Origin of the sequence: Polaribacter sp. 20A6 (assembly GCF_011378915.1) — a bacterium.
Taxonomy (GTDB): Bacteria; Bacteroidota; Bacteroidia; order Flavobacteriales; family Flavobacteriaceae; genus Polaribacter; species Polaribacter sejongensis.
Map to the genome: position 1 here is coordinate 67,922 of NZ_WTPZ01000009.1, position 23,850 is coordinate 91,771.

3 protein-coding genes are annotated in these 23,850 nt (G+C 34.4%); all 3 read left to right on the forward strand.

The genetic code is table 11. The features are described 5' to 3' along the window. Positions 1-1,043 precede the first annotated feature (1,043 nt). The 3 genes from GQS57_RS16655 (at position 1,044) to GQS57_RS16665 (ending at position 23,547) form a co-directional block, all read left to right on the forward strand. Positions 1,044-13,310 carry a tandem-95 repeat protein gene (locus tag GQS57_RS16655; protein WP_165733994.1) on the forward strand — a complete coding sequence of 4,089 codons (12,267 nt, stop codon included), beginning with the start codon at positions 1,044-1,046 and terminating at the stop codon, positions 13,308-13,310. An 809-nt stretch (positions 13,311-14,119) separates the two neighbouring features. Beyond that, positions 14,120-14,290: a hypothetical protein gene (locus GQS57_RS16660; protein ID WP_165733995.1), complete on the forward strand. Its 171-nt coding sequence runs from the start codon at positions 14,120-14,122 to the stop codon at positions 14,288-14,290. Continuing rightward, the gene (locus GQS57_RS16665) at positions 14,284-23,547 is read left to right on the forward strand and encodes an Ig-like domain-containing protein (protein WP_165733996.1); all 9,264 of its coding nucleotides are present in this window, start codon (positions 14,284-14,286) and stop codon (positions 23,545-23,547) included. The genes GQS57_RS16660 and GQS57_RS16665 overlap by 7 nt, the downstream gene beginning before the upstream one ends. Positions 23,548-23,850 lie beyond the last annotated feature (303 nt).

Consider the following 23,850-nt stretch of genomic DNA (forward strand, 5'->3'; position numbering starts at 1 on the left):
TTTTAGTAAAATAACATAGCAATTATCTTAACAAGTAATTTATCTAAAACTCTAAAAACTAATTCAGTAAATTTCATTAGACATACCAATAATATAATTTTTTATTTACAAAAACAAACTTTTACCTATTAAATATCTAATATTTTATCAAAAAAAACAAACATAACCTTAGCGATACATTAAATAAACAAACAATTATTCAAAATAGTTTTACCAACCTTTTTTCAAGTTCGCCAATAGCTAAAAAATAAGGCTAAAAGAACAATTCTTGAATCTAAATCAATAAAACATTTACGGGTTTTTTATTTCCTGATATTTTTATAAGTTCTATTTTAAATAACAGAAATCGCAATTACCTCATTTAAACTATAAAAAAGAATCAATACAAAATAGAACCTAATAACTGTGCTGTAAAGCATAATTATTATACTAAAATTATGAAACCTGAAATGTCACTCATAAATTTATTTTGCATCTATTTTATTTTTTATTTCTCAAAATATGGTCCTTCAATCAAAGCCAAAACAATTGCAATAAACACAATTTCACATGGCACAGAAAAAACAAACCAAAAGCTAAAAAAAGACTGTGCCTATTTAATGAAATTCAACTAAAAAAAAGGCGAAATTTTACTTTTTAAACATTCTAAAAGAACACTTTTAATAATTAATTTTTAAATAAATTGAGTACTACACTTCACAAATAAACACAATAAAATTGCCAATATCAATAAGAAAACATGGAGTGAGTAGTAAGTGCGTAGTGATATTGAAGAGGTTTGAATAAAATACTTTTTAAAATTAATTTCTATTAAAATTACTATATATAATTTCGCGCTTCTATTTATTAGATAGAAAAACCCCCACATTATTTCCCCCACAAAAAACACACCTTTAAAAAAAGGTATAAAAATAGCTATGTGAAACGTCTCCATATTCTTCCTGAATTTGGTTATAATTAAACGTGCTAAAATATTTTTTTGTTCATCGTTTATGAAACATGAATATTACAGAATTGATCAAGAAAAAAAGAATTAAAAAATTATGAAACAATTTTATTTTAACAGAGTTAGTATTTCTTTTAAAATTACTCCTAAGTTTAGCTTACTAAATTTAACCCGTAATACCTTTTTGATTTTTGCTTTATTTGCTTTTCAAAATATAGCTTCGCAAACAACTAGCTCATTAAACGGTGTAAAATCTAAACATTCTCATGCATTAAAGAAGAGAACAGAAATAACCACAACAGACAATAACATAAGTACCGTAAGTACTACCTCAAAAACAGCAACAACTCCTCTTATATACAGAGATGAACCTACTAAAGAAACATTCAACTTTAATTCTTCTGTTAACTTTTTAAGTAATAGCTCTGCCTATGCTGCAGCATCTACTACCGTCCAAACTACAACTCTAAAACAGCTTTATCTTACAGATAAAAACGCTTTAGACAGAATAGATCCTGTAGCTACTAATGATGCAACTACAGCTAACTCTGCTAGTATCTCTAAATCAACGCCTCCTGTTTCTGTTGCTAATAAAACAACGTATACTAATACAACTGATAAAAAAAACAACCATTCATTTACTCATAAAATAACAGCTGCCAATCAATATTTAATTGTTGCAGTATCATATGAAAGTGATGATTTTGAAGACCATATCACATCAATGAGCTACAACGGCAATCAGATGAACTTTTTAGATTGGGAATACAGTGAAAATGAAAAGTATAAAGTTGAAATGTGGGGAATATCAAATCCTACAACAGGAAACCATACCGTATCTTTTTATATTCAAGAGGATGGTAGTAAAAAATTAGCTGCAGGAGCAATTAGTTTTAATAATGTAAACTTAAGTAATCCTACAAGAGAATTTTATAGAAGCTATGGAGAGTCTTCTTCTTTTTCTCTAGGAGTTTCCGTACCAACAAACGGAATAGTGATAGATGCTATTGTTTGGGAAGAAAAGTATAAAGATCATAAACATTCTGCAGGGAGCGGTCAAACAACACAATGGAATTTAGGCCCTGACAATGACAAACTAATTGGTGCAGCAAGTACAGCAACAGCACCTGCTAATGGATCTATGTCTTGGTCTGGTGGAGAGAAAAAATATGCTCATCTTGCTTTTGTATTAAACCCAACATCAACCTTAACATCAACATCTGTGTCTTTTACACAAACTTCAGCACTCTGCAGCCCTTTGGTAATAGAAACGGGTACACCTATTGGAGTGTCCACTTATATAAATATAGATAGCGGTTCAATGCCAGCTAATCCAAATATAACAGCGGTTTTAAAATATGGTACAACCCAAATAGCAACATTAACAAACCCTAGTTATAATCGTGGCATTTTAACTTGGAGTAGCGCTTTAACCACTAAAGCTAACATACCTGCAGGACAAGCAATAACTTTAGAAGTAACAACAGAACAAGCTGGAGTTATTTTTAGCATTCATTACGATAGCAAGACAAAACCTTCCAAAATTAACTTACCACTTTCTACTTACATAGACATTATATCTTATGCCGTTTATGATGCACCTTATCCAGCTGGTAACATCATTACTGGAGCTACAGCAGGTACCAAAACCTATTTAAGAGCTGTGGCAACAAGTCCGTTTGGTAATGATGACATTACGGGTTTAAAAATTAATATTTTAGGCGCTCCTGTAACAGCAACTTCTGTAGCAACCTCAGGTTGTACGCGTACTTACGAATATGCATGGAACACCACAGGACTAGAAGGTACATACAACATTCCCGCAACCGCAGAAGAAGGGTTTGAAGGTACGGGAACAACTACAAAAGCACTTAGTTTTGATATCTGCTCTCCTCTAATAGCAGCTCCAGTATTTGCGCTAGGCACAACTTTTGATCGTTGTCAAGGTGCAGGAACTTCAACGATTACTGCTACCGCTACAGGCGCTACAGACATTGCTTATAGTTTAGATACAGCAAGTACAACGGCTGGAAATTCTATAAACGCCACAAGTGGTGAAGTTACTTATGTTGCAGGATGGGTAGGTACCTCTACTATAACCGCTAATGCAACAGGTTGTGGAGGACCAACAAGTTCTACATATACAGTTACAACAAACCCATCTGTAGAAACGCCTATATTTACTACTGGTATTTCTTTAGAAAGATGTAAAGGAACAACAACCGAAACCTATACAGCTACAGCAAAGAATACAACAGGTATTACCTATACTATAAGTCCAAATAAAGCAGGTACTATTAACACAACATCAGGAGCCGTTACTTGGGCATCTAGCTGGAGTGGAAACGCTACAATTACTGCATCTGCAGCAGGCTGTAATGGTCCTGAAACGATAAACTTAATAATTTCTACTACTGCAGTTATTGCAAATGCAGATGCTGTTACAGGGCTTCAAGGAAGACCAATACCGATTAATGTATTATCTAATGATGAATGTGATATAGATATAACCACTGTATCTATAACGGTTAAACCTGCCAATGGTAACATACAAATAGATGATAATGGTAACGTTCTGTATCTACCTAACGGTAACTTTTCTGGTACAGAAACATTTACATACCAAGTTTGTAGCAACGGACCAATTGTAGACTGCGATACAGCCGAGGTAACAGTTACTATAGAAGCAGTAAACGGTGACCCGTGTTTGGAGGCTACCAATAATAAAACATTTTATTTACCGTTTCCGGAAGACACAAATATGTTACGAGAATCACTGCTAAGTGCTGCCAACACGAATGCAATGAACACCTCTAGTAAGGTAAGAACAATACTTAGTATTAAATTCCCTTACCCAAATACTACCTTAACCTACGATCACTGGGAAGATGGATATGAAACAGACCTTAATATTCCTACTCAGTCTAGCACAATAATTTGGGGAGACGGAGACCTCAGTAACGGTGTAGCTCCTGGTTATCCAACAGATATAATTCCAGCAGGTGGATACATCAATATTGATGAAGAGTTTGCCTATAACCCAAGAAACCCTGCAGAAATTAAATACGATGGGAAAGACAAACTTTTAACTTCGTCTGATGTAGCTATTTCGAAAGTATCTGGAGACACGACACCGCAAGGAACAAATAATCAATTGTTTGATGTTCAAAATATAAAAACAAACGTATTCGACACTAGTCGTTTTGGAGAACTTTTTGTGATTCCTTTTGGAGAAAACATAACATTAGGTGGCACATCCGCTTTTAAATACACTGCCTTATTTATTAGAGCTGCAACAGATGGTACCGTGATTAGTTTAGATTACGATGGAGATAATACTGTTGATTTAACGCATACGCTAAATGAAGGAGAAGTTTGGTTTTATGACGGAACAGCTTCTACCCCAGGGAAAAGTAGTGACATTAATAACGCCAACGATATAAAATCTGGTGCCATTATTACAGCAACGCATCCGGTAGGAATTGATTTACTGTTTGGAGGGATTGATTTTTATGGAACACGTAATCTAGCGCTTTTACCGGGTGAATATTATAGTGACACCTATTACACTCCTGTATATACAACTTTAGACTCTGCCCCTGTTCATGTATTTTTTACAAATACTTTAGATACTTCTATGACCATAAACTATACTTCTGGAGCAAATAAATCTGGAAGTATTGCTTTACCGGCCCATGGTTCTAGTTATTTTGCTTTACCTAATGAAGAAACTGGCTATAAATTTAAAAGTAATAATGGTAAAGCCTTTACAGCAATCTCAATTACGGATGCAGATTCAAATGGATCAACTTACGACTGGTCTTACAACCTTATCGCTGCCAATCGTTTAACAACTTTTGCAAGTGTTGCTTGGGCACCTGGATCTAATAATTTATCAGGAAATTATAATCCTATTTGGATTACCCCAACTGCAAATACTACCGTTTATATAAAATACAACGGAAACTTAACCTCATCTCCAAATACACTTACAAATGGCTGTAATTTACCTTATGATTTGGCAGTACCTTTAAACGCGCTCCAGTCCTATCAAATTTATGCCCCAGGTAACGACCAAACCGGAGTAGCTGTTTATACTTGTAATGATGTGCCTTTTGCTGCTGTTTGGGGTCAAGACCCTAAAGCTAATGGCAACACTACTCCAACAGGTTCTCCTTCGCAAGATGTGGGCTATGTAATGGAACCAAGATGTTTACAACAAATTGTATTTGCAAACGACGATTTAAAAGGGACTATAATAAACACACCTGTTACCATAGACCTAGACAATAATGATGTAGGTTTTCTATGTACCATAGATCCTGCTTCAATTTCTACATTAGGTTTATTACAACCTGCTAACGGAAAAGTAGTAACAAACGGAGACGGTACAGTAACCTACACCCCAAACCCTGGGTTTTCTGGTGTAGATGAATTTGAGTATAGAATTTGTTCTAGCGATTTTAATAATATCTGCGATGTCGCTAAAGTTAGAGTTCCAGTAGGTTGTTCTATTGCAAGTGCAGGAAATAACAAAATAAGTGGTACCGTGTTTATGGATGATTCCTTAAATGCTAATTTTGATACTGGTGAAGCTGGAAAAAATGGTGTAAAAATAAACCTATATGAAGACATCAACAAAAATGGCATGGTTGATACTGGAGAACCTCTTAAAGAAACTAGTGTAACAGATAGTAATGGAAACTATTCTGTAGAATTTACGGTACCAGTAGGTAACGTTACTACTATTTCTAAAAGAGTGTCTCATAGTTCTGACGATGTTGAGGAAGATTCGGCTGGAGGAACTCCACTTCTTACAACCGAAAGTCTAGATTTAGGGACCTTTAGTGGAACTCCACGAATTGTAGGAATGAGATTTCAAAACATGAACATACCTAAAGGTGCAATTATAACCAATGCGTATGTTCAATTTACAGCAGAATCATCTAATAGCGGATCTACAAACCTTGTTTTCTCTGCAGATGCTGTAGATAATGCACCTACATTTACTACTGCAACAAACAACACTTCATCACGTACAAAAACGACGACTTCTGTACCTTGGACTTCTGTACCAGCTTGGACTGATAATGCAACTTATAACTCGCCTAATATTAGAAAAGTTATTCAAGAAATTATAGACAGAACAGGTTGGGATAAAAACAATGCTATTGCAATTTTAGTGGTAGGTGACGGTACTAGAGTAGCTAAATCTTTTGATGAGGGATCTGGTAAAGCACCAAAGCTTATAGTAAACTACCGTTTACCAATAACAACAAATTATCTTGTAAAAGTTGATGAATCTACCTTACCAGCTGATTATAAAGTTACAACACCTAGCTACAAAAATGCTATCTTTAACGACTCTGATGTAGCCGATTGTGAAAACAATTTTGGTATCGCGAATTATTGTACCAACCCAAATTTATTAGATTCAGATAACGATGGTATAAATGATATTTGTGATAATGACGACGATAACGATGGTATTTTAGATATTATAGAGGGGCTAAACAAAACAAGTTTATCTAATGATTGGACAAGAACCCCAGTAGGCACTATTTCCCCAACCACAACCTCTGCAACAACAAATCCACATCCTTTTGGTGCTACTACTTTTACCGCATCTATAATATCTGCAGCTACGTTAGCAGATGATACACATACTGCAAATGGAACTAGTGGTACTGAACCTAATTTTTCTGGATGGCGCATAAGACATGATGGTCAAACTGCTGGTGTTCCAGTTATAGCAACCATCGATTTTGCAGAAAATGTAAATAATCTTGCTTTTCAAATTGGAGACTTAGATGAAGGTACAAATGGTTCTGGAAAAAGTGAACAGGTTACTATAGATATCCTATTATCTGATGGTTCAACTTACATATTAAAAGCTTCAGATTTTACGATTCCAGAAGGATATACCTATTTAGGAAATAATATTTTCCAAGCCAATGGTAACGGAACTCCACCAGATGCTAGAGTTGTTATGAGTATCCATACCCAAATAAATGGTATCGATAAAATGAATATTTCCTACACTTTTGCAGATGGCACGCAAAACAATGGAGATATAATAATTGGTAATTTAAGCGCTTCTATACATCAAGATACAGATGGAGATAACATTCCAGATTATTTAGACACAGACAGTGACAACGATGGTTGTCCGGATGCTATTGAAGGAGATGGTGGATTCAATTATTCTCATTTAGACGATAACCAAAGACTTAAAGCAGCCATAGATGCTAATGGACAACCAGGAAGCGCAGCACAAGGAGTTGGAACATCAACAAATAAAGACATTCAGAGTACGGAATGTAATACTGCAGTAAATGCAGAAAACGACATTAACCAAACACCAAAAGATACTCCTGTTAATGGCGCATTGTTAACCAATGATGAAAATGTAACAAGCGTAACTATTGTAACGATAAATGGTATTGACCATACGATACCTGCTGAAACAGGTGGAACCCCAGGAAGTGTAGAAGTTGCAAATGTTCCTGGCGTTGACGAAAACGGTAATCTGGTTGCAAATGCTGGTACCTTACTAATCAAATCTGATGGTATATATACCTTTACTCCTTTTATAGGTTTTACAGGTACAATTAACCCGATAACCTATACCGGATCTGGTGCAGAAGACGCAACGGATACAGCAATATTATCTATTGAAGTAATTCCGAACGTTTTGCCAGGTAATAATCCGCCAACGGCGCAAAACGATGTAAATACAACAGAGTTAAACACACCAATAACCAATGGAAAAATACTGACTAATGATAGTGATTCTGATGGAGATACTTTAAAATTAATCAGTATTTCTACGAATATAACCACTAATTCTGGTGCTAATAATACCTCAACCACGGTTACAACCTTCCCTATTACAGGAACAGGACAACCCCTTTCTGGAAAAGACTTAAATGGCAATCTTGTAGATATAGCTGGAACAATTACTATTGATGAAAACGGAATCTACACATTTACGCCTGCAACAGGTTTTACAGGTACAGTAAATGATATTACTTATACCATTAGTGATGGAAAAGGAGGACAAGACACCGCTATTCTTAGTCTAAATGTAAAACCAGATTTTGGTAACACTACTTTTGCTAATGACGATGCCAATTCTGCTCCGCAAGGGACGAATATGACAGGTAATATTTTAGATAATGATTTTGACCCAGAAGGTAATGCTCATACTGTTACCGCTGCTTTAGCAAATGGAGTAGATATTACACCAGGAACAGCTATTGATATACCAGGTGTTGGAAATATTAAAATAGATGCGAATGGTGACTATACTTTTATTCCAATTTCTGGTTATGTTGGTACAGTTCCGGTAACATACACTAAATGTGATAACGGTTCTCCAAAAGCATGTGATGCGGCTACTTTATACCTAACTTCACTGCCAATTACTATTGTCGCTAAAGATGATATCAATCAAACACCACAAAACACGGCTGTTTCAGGACAATTAATCACCAATGATGAAGGTGTATTAAACGTAACAATTGCTCGTTTTGATTTAGGAATTGCAAAACAAGTTTCTGGTATTGATAGTAACGGAAATGAAGTTGCAAATGCTGGTATGTTAACTGTTAATGGAAACGGAACTTATATCTTTGTACCTGCCACAGATTTTACAGGTAAAACAGACCCTATCACTTATAAAGGATTTGGTATTGAAGATGTTACCGATACTGCAACATTAACAATTATAGTAATCCCAAATATTCAACCAGGCAACAATCCGCCAACGGCGCAAAATGATGTAAATACTACAGAAGTTAATACACCAATTACCAATGGAAAAATACTATCTAATGATAGTGATCTAGATGGAGATGCATTAAATGTAATTAGCATTACAACAAATATAACAACGAATTCTGGAGGTACTAGTACGCCTACTACTATAACGACATTCCCTATTTCTGGCGCAGGACAGACAGTTTCTGGTAAAGACACAAACGGAAACCCTGTAAATGTAGCTGGAACAATTAGTATGACTGCTGATGGAACATATACATTTAATCCTGCCGCAGGTTTTACAGGTACAGTAAATGATATTACGTATACTATTAGCGATGGAAAAGGTGGTACCGATACAGCGATACTTAGTATAGCTGTAATTCCTAATTTTGAGAATAACACCTTTGCAAATGATGATGCCAATTCTGCTCCGATAGGAGACACCATAACTGGTAATATATTAGAAAATGATACGGATCCAGAAGGTGATGGTCATAATGTTACGGCTGCTTCGGCAAATGGAACTACAATTAAAATAGGAACAGCAACTAATATTACAGGTGTTGGAAACATTAAAATAGACGCGAATGGAAACTATACGTTTATTCCACTTCCAGATTTTGTTGGAACGGTTCCTGTAACCTATACGAAGTGTGATGACGGAACGCCTAGCGCTTGTGATACCGCTACCTTATACCTTACCTCTATTCCGGGTGCTGTTATTGCCGAAGATGACATCAATCAAACTCCGCAAGACATCGCTGTTTCTGGACAATTAACAACCAACGACCAAGGTGTAACAAGTGTTACTGCTGCAGATTTTACTTTAGGCACTCCTAAACAAGTTGCAGGTAAGGATAAAAATGGAAATGACGTTGCAAATGCTGGTATGTTAACCATTAATGGTAATGGATCGTACACCTTTACTCCTGCTGCTGGCTTTACAGGAACAACAAACCCTATAACCTATACAGGATTAGGAAATGGTGGTGCTTCAGATACCGCAACATTAATAATTAAAGTAATTCCGAATATTTTGCCAGGTAATAATCCGCCAACGGCGCAAAATGACTCTAATACTACGGAGTTAAATACACCTATTATCAATGGTAAAATACTATCTAATGATAGTGATCCAGATGGAGATGCATTAACTGTAATTAGCTTTACAACCAATGTAACAACTAATTCTGGTGGTACTACTACTCCAACTACTATAACTTCTTTCCCAATTACCGGAACCGGACAAATAGTTTCTGGAATAGACGCTAACGGAAACCCTGTTGATGTTGCTGGAAAAATTATGATGGCTGCTGATGGAACCTATACTTTTACGCCTGAAAATGGATTTTCAGGTACAGTAAATGACATTACCTACACCATTTCTGATGGAAAAGGTGGTACAGATACAGCTGTTCTTAGCATAGATGTGATTCCTAATTTTGGTAATACAACTTTTGCTAATGACGACACCAATTCTGCTCCACAAGGAGACACCATGATTGGTAATGTATTAACAAATGATACAGATCCAGAAGATGATAAACAAAATGTTACTTTGGCTTCTATTAATGGAACTAACATTATTGTAGGAACATCAACTCCAATTACAGGTATTGGTACAATAACAATAAATACAGATGGTTCGTATACTTTTGTACCAGAAGCTGGTTTTGCAGGAACGGTTCCTGTAATATATGAAGTTTGCGATAATGGAACTCCAAATGCCTGCGACAAAGCAACGCTTTATTTAACTTCTATTCCTGTTATTCTTACGGCAGACGCTATGATTACACAAGTATATCAGTTTGGTGATGAAAGATGGATAGAAATTACGAATATTGGGACTACAGAAATTCCAGCAAATACTATTAATGTTCAATTGTTTCAAAATAAAACAATTACGGAACTAGTTACAATCCCTAACATCAATATTCCGTCATTAAAGATAGGCATGCCATTGGCAGCAGGTGAATCTGTGTTAATTAAAAATAGCGGAACAACAAGTCTTAAAAACATTGGAACTTCAAATATTATTGTAAATGAAAGCTTAACCGCCTTAGACGATGTTGTAAATGATGTAATTATACTTTCATCTACTACAGGTATTACTTCTTGGCTAAACAGATACGATGTTGTTTCTAATATTGCTAACAAAACTTCTGTTGTTAGAATAGATGAAAGATTAACGCCTAATAAAGACTATAACGAAGAGGAATGGGTGGTGTTTGTAAATGATATTATAGATGATGTAGATTATTTAGATCCATACGCATTATTAGGTTCTGGTGGTCCAGAAAGACACCCTCATGACCCATTAATTTCTGAAATATTAAACGCTAACCAAGATGCAAATACATTGCTTGGTTTACACAGAATTAATATTACTACTACAGATGATGGTAATTGGGACAATGGTTTTCCTGATAGATCTCGTTTTGTAGTAGTTGATGAAAATTATAGCCATATTGGAAGTAGATTAAGTGCTAGAAAACTAACAGTTAACGCTTCTCAAAAACTTGCTGTAACAGGTAATTTATTAGTAGTAACAAATGATGTTATTTTAAATGGAGAAATTCGTTTAGTTAATGATTCTCAATTTATTCAGACTCATAAAAATGCAAGCTTAGTTACGGGTACTGGTCAAATTTTATTAGACCAAAACTCTACTGTAGAAAGTAAATACCGTTACAACTATATGAGTTCTCCGGTTACTACTTTAAATCTAGACACCTACAGTCTGGCTTCTGTACTTAAAGATGGTTCAACACCAATTACTAACGATTTTACAAAAACAGCAGGTATCGATTTTGCAAAAAACATTAGTTTTATAGGTGGTTATGATGGTAAAGTATCTGCTCCTATCTCTTTAGCAGATTACTGGATATACACTTATACACCTGGTAGTAATGGAAGATCTAACTGGGCACATAAATATAGCAACGGAACAACAACACGTGGTGATGCTTATATTTTTAAAGGACCTGGACAAGTACAAAATTATACTTTTGCAGGTACACCTAACGATGGTAACTTTAACGCCGCAGTAACACTTGCAAAAGGAGAATCGTATTTAATTGGTAACCCATACCCTTCTGCAATAAGTGTAAAAGAATTTCTTGAAGAAAACACTAAATCTACAACAGGTACTTTATACTTCTGGGAGCATGCTGGTGAAAAATCTAGTAATGCAAACAATAGTGAAGGACATAATTATGGAGGTTATATTGGAGGTTATGCTACCAGAAATATTACAACCGGAGTTACTGCTAAAAATGCCGTTGGTGGAGGTGGACTTGTAGACATAAAATTAGAAGCAGAAAATGCAACTATTGTAGGTAACCCTCCTATTCAATATACTGTAAATTATAATAACGCTACAAAAACAGTGGTTAAACTTAACGGAATTGGTCAATCTTTAACCTTTACTAACATTACTTCTGGTGTAGATACTTTAAGAATAAACTATAGAGCAAGTAAAACTAAAGTGCTAAGAATTAAAGTAAACTCTAATAAAATAGATGATTACGATTTCTTTTCTACTTCTGGCGAATTTATTGATGGAGAAATAAAACTATGTGTAGAGCCACGTAGTAATATTACCTTAGAATCTTTAGATGACACATCTGAAATAGAAATTGATTACTTACATCTAAAAGATGATGGAGAAATTACTTGCGGTCCTAACATTGGTGATAGTAATTTTGTGTACGACTATAAAGAACCTAAAGAATATATAGCTATTGGACAAGGTTTCTTTGTAGAAGGAAATGAAAACGCAGCAAGTGCTTTACCAATAAAGTTTAGCAACAGTCAAAGAGAATATATAAAAGAAGGAGATCACTCTATATTTATAAAATCTGAAGGAAAAGCAACAAAATCTGATGCAAATAGTATTAAAAACCTTCCTATTATTAAAATAGGTATGGACTTTAAGAGCACTACAGATGGTAAAGACTACCACAGACAAATTGCCGCTTCTTTTAGCCAATACACTTCGTTTGATTATGATAACGGATATGACTCTGAAATGTATGATGTTGGTAACACAGACATCTATTGGAAATTTCCTTCGGATGATAAAAAATATGTGATAACCGGTGTACAAGCTATTTCTAGTGACTTAGAAGTTCCTTTAAATATTATAATGGGTTATGCTGGTTTGGTAACTTTAAAAGTAGATGAAATGAAAAACGTAACAGAAAACGTTTACATTATAGATAAACTTACTGGAGATTCTCATGACATTATTAACGGAAAAGCTACATTAAATTTAGTACAAGGAGAGTATTCTAATCGTTTTGTTCTTGCCTTTACTCCTAACACGAGTTTAGATCTAGAAGATGAAATTTTAGCAGCTTACACTAAGATCTATGCTGACAATAAAAACAAGCAAATAATAATTTCTAAAAACAATGAAATAGAAATTAATAAAGTAGAGCTATATGATATTCTTGGTAAAAAAGTAAGTCTATGGCATATTAAAGAACAAAAAAACAGATATCAATTAGATATAAAAAAACAAATACCCACAGGAATTTACATTGTTAAAATGAATACCAATAAAGGCATTATGAATAAGAAAGTAGTAATAGAGTAATTTAATTTCGTCTTCTTGTATAGCTAATTAAGAAGACAAAATTTTTTAAGGCTTAAAATAGAAAAGATTATTTAAAAGAGGTTTTTGGAAAAATTTTCTTCTTTTAATGTAATTATTAGTTGCGTCCCCACAAAACTAATCTCTTTTCTATTTGAGTCTTTTTTTTATTATTCAATTAAACCATAAACTACTTTTAAAAAATGATGTTCTTCTATAATAAAAGTAATTAAACACTTTATTAAACCTCACCTCCTTTAATTAAAAAAGAAAAAGTTTCCTAATAAGTATTTTTACCTGGCCACTCTTCTTCTATAAAAAAGCTGTCCTTATACAAAGCAAAATTAAATTCAATAGGCTGCGCTTTCTAAATGTCTATTTTAATAAAATTAGGCATCAAACTTTAGCTTTAATCAAAACAAACTATTGACTTTATTCTAATTTTGGAGATAAAAAGAAGAACTCTTAAAGCATAAAACTAATAATAGTTGTTTTAAAAAAATCTTTCCTTATTAAACGAACAAATTATTAAGGAAAAACAAAAGTATGTTAACTATATACTATTTGTTTTCCACAATATAAAACACAATAAACGCCGCCTTTATTAAGGAAGATGTTCATTTTAATAAAGCATTCTATATAAATTTTTAAATGTACATTTGCAGCTTTTAAAAATTATTTAGGTTTAACATTTCCACCAGAAGTAATTTTCACACAAAAAAAACAGTGGAGTCACCTTTTATTTGTATATATCTAATTAAGTGACTATTAATTTGTAATTAAAATTTAAGAGTGTATAAAAACTTCCTATTATGTTAACACATTTAAAAGAAGCGAATTTATTAGGGAAAATAATTCGTTTTAAATTAAATGCCAACTCCCTTCAATTATCTACATTAAAACCAGCCTTACAGTTTAGAAAGGCTATTTGCATTAAACTACCAATGATTTTTCCTTATATTAAACTTATTAAAACATGTTAAAAAAATTACAATTTAAAAGTCATAAAAAGCTTACGATGGTAATTGCTTTTTTATTATTACTTTTTGTCAATAATAGTTTTTATGCACAGTGCGCAGACACCTCCTCTACTGGAGACTGCGATGGAGATGGTGTGCAAAACAGTATCGATTTAGATAATGATAATGACGGTATTCTAGATACTAATGAATGCTTAAATCCAGAAACCAAAAAAGAAATCTTCACATATACAGGCGCAGATCAATCTTATACCATCCCCTCTAATGCAATATCTGTTACCGCAAAAATTTGGGGAGCTGGCGGTAGAGGAGATGAACGTCCAGATAGAGGCGTTGGTGGTGCTGGCGGTTATACCGAAATTACAATCTCTAAATATAACATTACAAACAATACATTAATACTAACCGTTGGGCAAGGTGGTAATTCTTCTACAGGTTCTCCTACCTATGGTAATGGTGGTGCTGGCTCTAGCGGAACTGTGAATAATGCTATTAGAAATTTTGGCGCTGGTGGAGGTATGTCTGCTATCAGTTATGCTACATTAAACAACCCTAGCTCCGTAACCCAAGCAGACTTAATTGCCATAGCGGGTGGTGCGGGTTCTATGCCTGCTTATTCAAATAAAAAAACTCGTGCAGGTGAAGGTGGAGGAATGATAGGTGGTGACGCAACAGATGCTCAAACTAATATAAATGGACTTGGAGGCACTCAAACTACAGGTGGTGGTAGTACAAATGGAAACCCTGGTACTTTTTTACAAGGTGGTAGCTCTATAATAAACGGTTCTGCTGGTGGTGGTGGTTATTATGGTGGAGGAAGTGGATCTTTTGATAATAATCAAGAAGGCGGAGGCGGCGGAGGCTCTAGTTACATATCATCATTAACAACAGACTCTCAAACAGTTACATCTAGCACTCAAATACCTGCAATGTCCGGAGACACTGATTATATTTCTGGTGTTGGTGTTGGTGGAAATAACAGTGCTCAGAATGGTGGTGATGGATTAATTATATTAATTATTACTCTTGAATGTGATAATGATGGTGATGGTATACCTAATAGATTAGATTCAGACTCAGATAATGATGGGTGTTCTGATGCAGATGAAGCTTTTTATATGGCACTTACCAACCCAGGTGCAGACACAGACAATAATGGCTATTATGGGTCTGGTATTCCTACAGTTGATACTAATACAGGAAAAGTAACTGCTTCTGGTGCTTATGCTATTAAAAACACATATTATTTAGATAATACTATTAATACCTGCGATGACAATGATAATGACGGTGTTACAGATTATGAAGATTTAGATGATGACAATGATGGTATTTTAGATACCGATGAAGGCTATACAAAAACAGCTGTTCCCCCTGCATGCACGGGTGAAACTATTTTAAATTTTGATAGCGACTATACCGAAGAATCTGGAGATGGAAATATTGCTACTTTTTTAGAAGGAGAGGTGTTTAGGTTCCCTAATGTTGCTTCGGGTATTGATGCTTTGGTTACTATTATAGAATTTAACAACATCACTTCGTTACCAAAATTAGACGATAATGTAAATGGAGAACCAAGTGCTTTTCAACCACAATCTAGTTTTTCTTTAACAAATATTGGAGACCAAGCATGGACAGAATATAAGTTTGAATTTGTAGAAGCAGGAACCACAACTCCAACGATAATTACAAAATTCTTTGCTAATTTTAACGATGTAGATGGAGGTTCTAATTACGGAGAACAAAACTGGTCTCAATTACCCGTAGATTATGTGATAAACGACCCTACAGAATTAACGATAACACACCCAGGGCCTTGGATTGTTGCCACTGCTGGCTATACTGAATACCCTTCTGTATCTAATAATTACGACAAAGTAAACTATACAACAGAACATACCGGTTCTTCTTATGTTATTAGATTAGGAGCCGTTGCGAGAAAAGCAGGAGTATCTGGTAATAGAAGACAACACCAAGTAGAATTTGCTTGTGTTAATAATTATACAAAACCAGATGTTGTTACAATTTTAGATACCGATGAAGACGGGATACCAGATCATTTAGATTTAGATTCAGACAATGACGGTTGTCCAGATGCTGTAGAAGCAGCAGGAACTTATACTTATAATGATATTGATGCTCGTTACACTAGATTAACGGGAACTGTAAATGCCGTTGGTATTCCTAACGGAACTTCTCAAGCAATAGGAACATCAACAGATAAGAATATACAATCAGATATTTGTAGTCCTTGTGATCCTGCAAACCCTAAATTCCAAGATTTTGATGGTGATGGTATTGGTAATATTTGTGATAATGATGATGACAATGATGGGATTCCTGATGGTGGAAAAATATTTGAATATGAAAAAACAACGATTGTTCCTGGAGAATGTACAGAAACACAAATAGAATGGTTGCATAACAATGCTACAAATGATGCAGGTTATGATGGACAATCTGATTACGCTACTTTTGACAATACAGGAAGTTGGAGACCCGGTTATTCTAAATTATCTAGCCCAAACTTTACAAATGCAGATGATATTGTATTTGGAGCAGGTTTAGATGAGACTTACAATTCCTCTTCTACTTATATTGTTGGTGGCGTAGATAAAACAACTTTTGAAGAAGCAAAAACAGCTAATGACTATGTGCAAGTAGCCTACTCACCAGCTGTTAACATGAATTTAGGACTTGTTCGTCTTGGTTTTTCAACATCAACAACGGGTGCTGATCACCTTTTAAATTTAGGACAGTTTTTTGTTACTTTAGAAATGTCTACAGATCCTAACTTTGCTACTTCTACCGTTTTATATTATGATGGTTATGTAGATAAAATAGTAGCTGGAGAATACTTAACTTTAGGTCATAAATATGATATAGATCTTGTAGCGGGTACAAAATACTATTACCGTTTTTACACCTACAATGAAACAAACTCATATGCAACAAATAACGTTATCCGTTTTGATGATGTCATATTTCAACACCGTACTGCTTGTCAATCAGATGATGACTCCATGCCAAGTTATCGAGATACAGATTCAGACAACGATGGTTGTCCGGATGCATTAGAAGGAAGCGGAACGTATAGTCATTCAGATATAGATCCTGTTACAGGAATGTTAACAGCAGCCGTAGACAATGACAAAGAAAGCGCTACTTACGGAGTTCCTGGTGGTGTAACACAAACTATTGGTACTTCTCAAAATGCAGACGTTCAAAGTCCTGCTTGTTATATTTCGGCTTATAATGATATCAATCAAACGCCACGAGATACACCTGTTAATGGAGCATTATTAACCAATGATGAAAACATATCAAGTGTAAGTACTGTTACTATTGGTAGTATCACAACTAATGTTACAACAGATGCTTCTGGTACTACAATAACAAATGTACCTGGTACAGATAAAAATGGTAATCCTGTTTTAAACGCTGGTACAATTACTATAAAATCTGATGGAACGTACACCTTTACTCCTACTGCTGGTTTTATAGGAAATATAAACCCGATAACCTATACTGGAGAAGGAACAAATGGAGAAGAAGAAACTGCTTCTTTAACTATAAAAGTAATTCCTACTATTCTGCCAGGTAATAATCCGCCAACGGCGCAAAACGATGTAAGTACTACCGAGATAAATACCTCTATAAATTCTACGGTTCTTACAAACGATTCTGACCCAGATGGAGATACCTTAACAGTTTCTTCTGCAGATGTAACCATAGGAACAGCTACTACCGTTTCCGGTAAAGATAAAGACGGAAATACTGTCAACAATGCAGGAACGCTAAAACTAGAAGATGATGGAACGTATACTTTTGTTCCTACAACTGGCTTTACAGGAACTATTGACCCTATTACGTATACTGTAACAGATCCTGATGGGGAAAATGATACCGCTATTCTTAATATAGATGTTATAAACAACTATGGCAACAGTACCAATGATGCAAATACTACGGAGAAAGGTACAATTTTAAATTCCACAGTGGCTCTTAGTGCTGACCCTGACGAAATTACAAAAGCAACAATTGGTGGTAGTCCTTTTACACTAGGAGACCCTAAACAAGTTTCTGGTATAGATAAAGATGGTACTACAGTTACTAATGCAGGTACAGTTACAATAAATGAGAATGGAACGTATACTTTTGTTCCTGAACCAAGTTTTGTAGGAACAATAGACGTAATTACGTACACCTACTCTGATCCAGCTTTTGACGACTCAAGTAACCCTAATTATGACCCAGATGTAGATGCTATTCTTATCTTAAAAGTTGTTGAATTAGGTAACAATACTTTTGCTAATGATGATGCCAATGCTGCTCCGCAAGGAACAACAATGTCAGGAAATATCATTACCAATGATTTTGATCCTGAAGATAACACGCAAACATTTTCTACTGCTTCTACTACAATTTCAATTGATGGTACACCAACAGTAATTACAATTACGCCAGGTACTGCAACAACAATTGCAGGTGTAGGAGAAATAACTATAAATACCAATGGTTCTTATACTTTTGTTCCTCTTGCTAATTTTATAGGAACACTACCAATTACTTATAGTATTTGTGATAACGGAACAACACAAGCTTGTGATGAAGCTACTTTGTATTTAACAACGCTTCCTACAAGTGTTATTGCAGAAAATGATATCAATCAAACTCCGAAAGACACAACAGTTAATGGAGATTTATTAACAAATGATGAAGGTATTACAGCTATAAAAGTTTCAGGATTTACGCTAGGAGATCCAACTACAGTTTCTGGTATTGATAAAGAAGGAAAAGCTGTTACAAATGCTGGTTCTTTAACAATTAACGGAGACGGAACTTACAGTTTTACACCTGCAAATGGGTTTACAGGAACTATTAATCCTATAACGTATATAGGAACCGGAACAGGTATTGGAACAGATACTGCTACTTTATCTATAGAAGTAATTCCGAATGTTCAGCCGAATAACAATCCGCCAACGGCGCAAAACGATGTAAACACTACTGAAAAAAATACAGATATAACTTCTACAGTACTTTCTAATGATTCTGACGTAGACGGTGATAATTTAACAATTAAAACTGCAACTATTGCTAGTACTAAACTTACAATAGGAACTGCTACAACAGTTTCTGGGGTTGATAAAAATGGAGTTGCAGTTACTAATGCTGGTAAGGTTACATTAAAAGCTGATGGAACTTATACTTTTGATCCTGAGCCAAATTTTGTAGGTACAGTAGATGATATTACCTATACTATTTCTGATGGAAATGGTGGTGCAGACACCGCTATTCTTAGCCTAAATATTATTGATAACCTAGGTAACAACACTTTTGCAAATGATGATGCTAATGCTGCTCCGCAAGGAACAACAATGACAGGAAATGTTGTAACTAATGATAATGATCCGGAAGGAAACAAGCAAACAGTTAGTACAGCTTCTGCTACATTTAATGGAGTAACAACTGCCATAACTCTAGGAACAACAAGCACTACTATTCCGGATGTAGGTACAATAACAATAGGTACTGACGGACAATATACTTTTGTTCCGGATGCTAACTTTGTTGGAACAGTGCCGGTAATTTATAATGTGTGCGACAACGGAACGCCAGAAGCTTGTGATAAAGCTACTTTGTATTTGACTTCGATTCCTGCAGATATTACTGCTGATAATGATATCAATCAAACGCCACAAGACACACCTGTTGATGGTGCTTTATTAACGAATGATGAGGGTGTTGACAGTGTAACTAATGTAAAAGTAGGAAGTACTGATTATACTGTTCCTGCAGCAAGTGGAGGAACTCCAGGAAGTGTAACTATTACTAACGTACCTGGTGTTGATGAAGATGGAAAAACAGTTGTAAACGCTGGTACAATTACCATAAAATCTGACGGAACTTACACCTTTACTCCTACCAATGGATTTACAGAAACTATTAAACCAATAACCTACACAGGAAAAGGAGATAGTATTACTACAGATACAGCAACATTGTCTATTGAAGTAATTCCGAATGTTCAGCCGAATAGCAATCCGCCAACAGCGCAAAATGATGTAAATACAACTGAAAAAAATACAGACATTACCTCAACAGTACTTTCTAATGATTCTGATGTTGATGGTGATATTTTAACTGTTACAGAAGCATCGATTGGTGGCACTACTTTCCCTGTAGAAATAGGTAAAACTGTTTCTGGTAAAGATAAAAATGGTAACACCGTTAGTGATGCTGGTTTACTTACTTTAAAGACAGATGGAACCTATACTTTTGTTCCTAAAACTGACTTTACAGGTACAATTGATGACATTACCTATACCATTTCTGATGGAAACAGTGGTACAGACACAGCAATTCTTAGCTTAAATGTTGTTGACAGTTATGGTAACAATACTTTTGCAAATGATGATGCCAATTCTGCACCACAAGATGAAAACATGACTGGAAACCTATTGGCTAACGACATAGATCCTGAAGGTAACGACCAAGACATTACAAGTATCTTATTTTTAGATGATCAGGGAATAGAAATATCTGTTACCCCGGTTGCTGGAACTCCTACAAATGTTTATAAAGATACAGATGGAAACGACACAGTGGAACTAGTAGGTACAATTGATGTAAACCCTGAAACAGGTACGTATACCTTTAACCCAGAAGCTGCTTTTGTTGGAACCGTTCCAGTAATTTATAATGTATGCGACAACGGAACACCAGAAGCTTGTGATGAAGCTACTTTATATTTAACTTCTATTTCTAAAATAATTGCTGCAGACGCTATGATTACACAAGTATATCAGTTTGGGGATGAAAAATGGATTGAAATCACCAATATTGGTACAACAACTATTCCTACAAATACGATTTTTGTTCAATTCTATGTAGATAAAACCATTACAGAAATGGATGCAAATCCAAATCCTTCAACAGCATACTCTGTGGCAGTAAATGTTGCTTTATTGGCTGGTAAATCTGTTTTATTTAATAACAAAGCAGCTACTTCTATAAGCAATTTAGGAACCTCAGATATTATTACCAATGAAGATGTAACAGATTTAGATGATGCAATTAATGATATTATTACCTTATCATCTGCTAGTGGATTAAATTCATGGGCTAATAGATATGATATTGCTTCTAATATTGCAAACAACACTTCTGTTGTAAGAATTGATGAAAGGTTAACTCCTAACAAAGATTATGACGCAGGTGAATGGGTGGTGTTTATTGATGATGCCATTGTACCATACCAACCAGTTGGTACTTTAGATGAAGCCGTAACAACCATTCTAAGACACCCTCAAGCCCCTTTAATATCTGAAATTACATCTTCTAGTACAGAAGCAAACACATTATTAGGTTTACATAGGGTTAATATTACAACGACCAATACTAATAATGATACAGACAAAAATAATCCTGCTATTTGGACTAATGGATTTCCAGATAGATCTCGTTCTGTAGTAATTAACGACAAGTACGAACACCTACTTAACAAGTTAAGTGCTAGAGAGTTAAAAATAAATAAAAATAAAAGATTAACTGTAACGAATCAATTGTTAGTAGTTACTAATGATATTACTTTAGACGGAGATATTCGATTAGCAGGTACTTCTCAATTGGTACAAACACATGTTGGCACTAGTACAATTACAAATACGGTTTCTGAAGAAATGGGTCAGCTTTTAGTAGAGCAAAACTCAGAGATAGATAGCAAATATAGATATGGTTATATGAGTTCTCCTGTAAATTCAGTAGGTTTAACTTATACTATAAAAGATGTTTTAAAAGACGGTACCATTCCATTAGACACTACCTCTACTGTTGGTATCAGAATAGCAAAAGACATTACGTTTGTTAGTGGATATGATGGTTCTTTTGATGAAACGAATACACTTGCCATTTCTATTGCAGATTACTGGATATATACATACTCTCCAGAATCTAACGGTAGATCTAATTGGTTACATAAATATAAAACAGGAGCCATAGATCGTGGTGATGGCTTTATTTTTAAAGGACCAGGTAAACCACAAAACTACACATTTGTGGGTACACCAAATGATGGGAAATTTAATACTGTAGCCGAAATTGGTGCTAATGACGATTATTTAATTGGAAACCCTTTCCCTTCTGCAATGAATGCCAGAAAGTTTATGGAAGACAATTTTAGTTCTATTAACCAAACACTATATTTCTGGGAACATCATAAAAGTAAACTTGGTGAAGGAAACGGAATCGATGGACACATATTTGGTGGATATATTGGAGGGTATTCAACACTAAACTTAGCAACAGGAGTAGCTGCTAATAGTGAAATTACTAGTAACGTAGATAATGGAACTTCTGGTTTAGGTGATGAACCTTACAATGAACCTAAACCATATATTGCAATAGCACAAGGTTTCTTTGTAAAAGGAAACGGAACTGGCGGACCTATAAAATTTGATAATAGTCAAAGAGCGTATGTTACTGAAGAAGGTGGTGAAAATGCACAATCAGTTTTCTTTAAAACAAATGCAAAAAGTAGTAAAACAGAAACAGCTACCAACCTATTACCTATTATTAAATTAGGGTTTGAATATAAGAATGAGGAAGACTTATTCTTACACCATCAAATAGCAATTTCTTTTGATAGAACCAATTCTTTCGATTTTGATAATGGATATGACTCGGAAGTATACGAAACTGGTAAAACAGACTTATACTGGAAATTTCCAACGGATGATAGAAATTATGTAATTGCAGGAGTACAAGAAATTTCTAATGAATTAGAAGTGCCTTTAGAAGTAGTGATGGGATACTCTGGAACAGTAGAGATTATGGTAGATGAAATTCAGAATGTATCTAATACGCTATTTATTAAAGATAAACTTACAAGTGAGTCTTATAATATTACAGGTGGTAAAATCTCATTAACGTTAAATAAAGGAATATACACAGATCGTTTTGTACTAGCTTTTGCTCCTAATAGTAGTTTAGATTTAGAAGACGAAATCTTAGCCGCTTACACTAATATCTATGCAGATAATAAGAACAGGCAAATTGTAATTTCTAAAAACAATGAAGTTGAAATTAACAAGGTCGAGTTGTTTGATATTCTTGGTAAAAAAGTAAGTCTTTGGAATATTAAAGAACAAAAAACTTCGTATCAATTAGATATTAAAAAGCAAATTCCAACGGGAGTTTACATTGTAAAAATGAATACTAATAAAGGTGCAATAAACAAAAAAGTGATTATTGAGTAGTACTATCAATTTAATCCTTAATTGGTAACTTTAAAGAGTTATTTAATTTCATCAATTATAAAAGCACCCTATTAAAATTATTTAATAGGGTGTTTTTTTGACTTATGGCTCTAAGCATTATTAATAATTTTTGTTCTTACAAAAGCGAAACAATCATAAATAAATAAAAACGAAAATTAAGCTAAAGAATAATAATTATTTTTATCTAAATTTTAACAATACTTATTATGTTCATTTTCAAATAATAACGAAATTTGCATTTTAAAATTTTTCTTTTATGTTATTACATTTAAAAGGAACGTA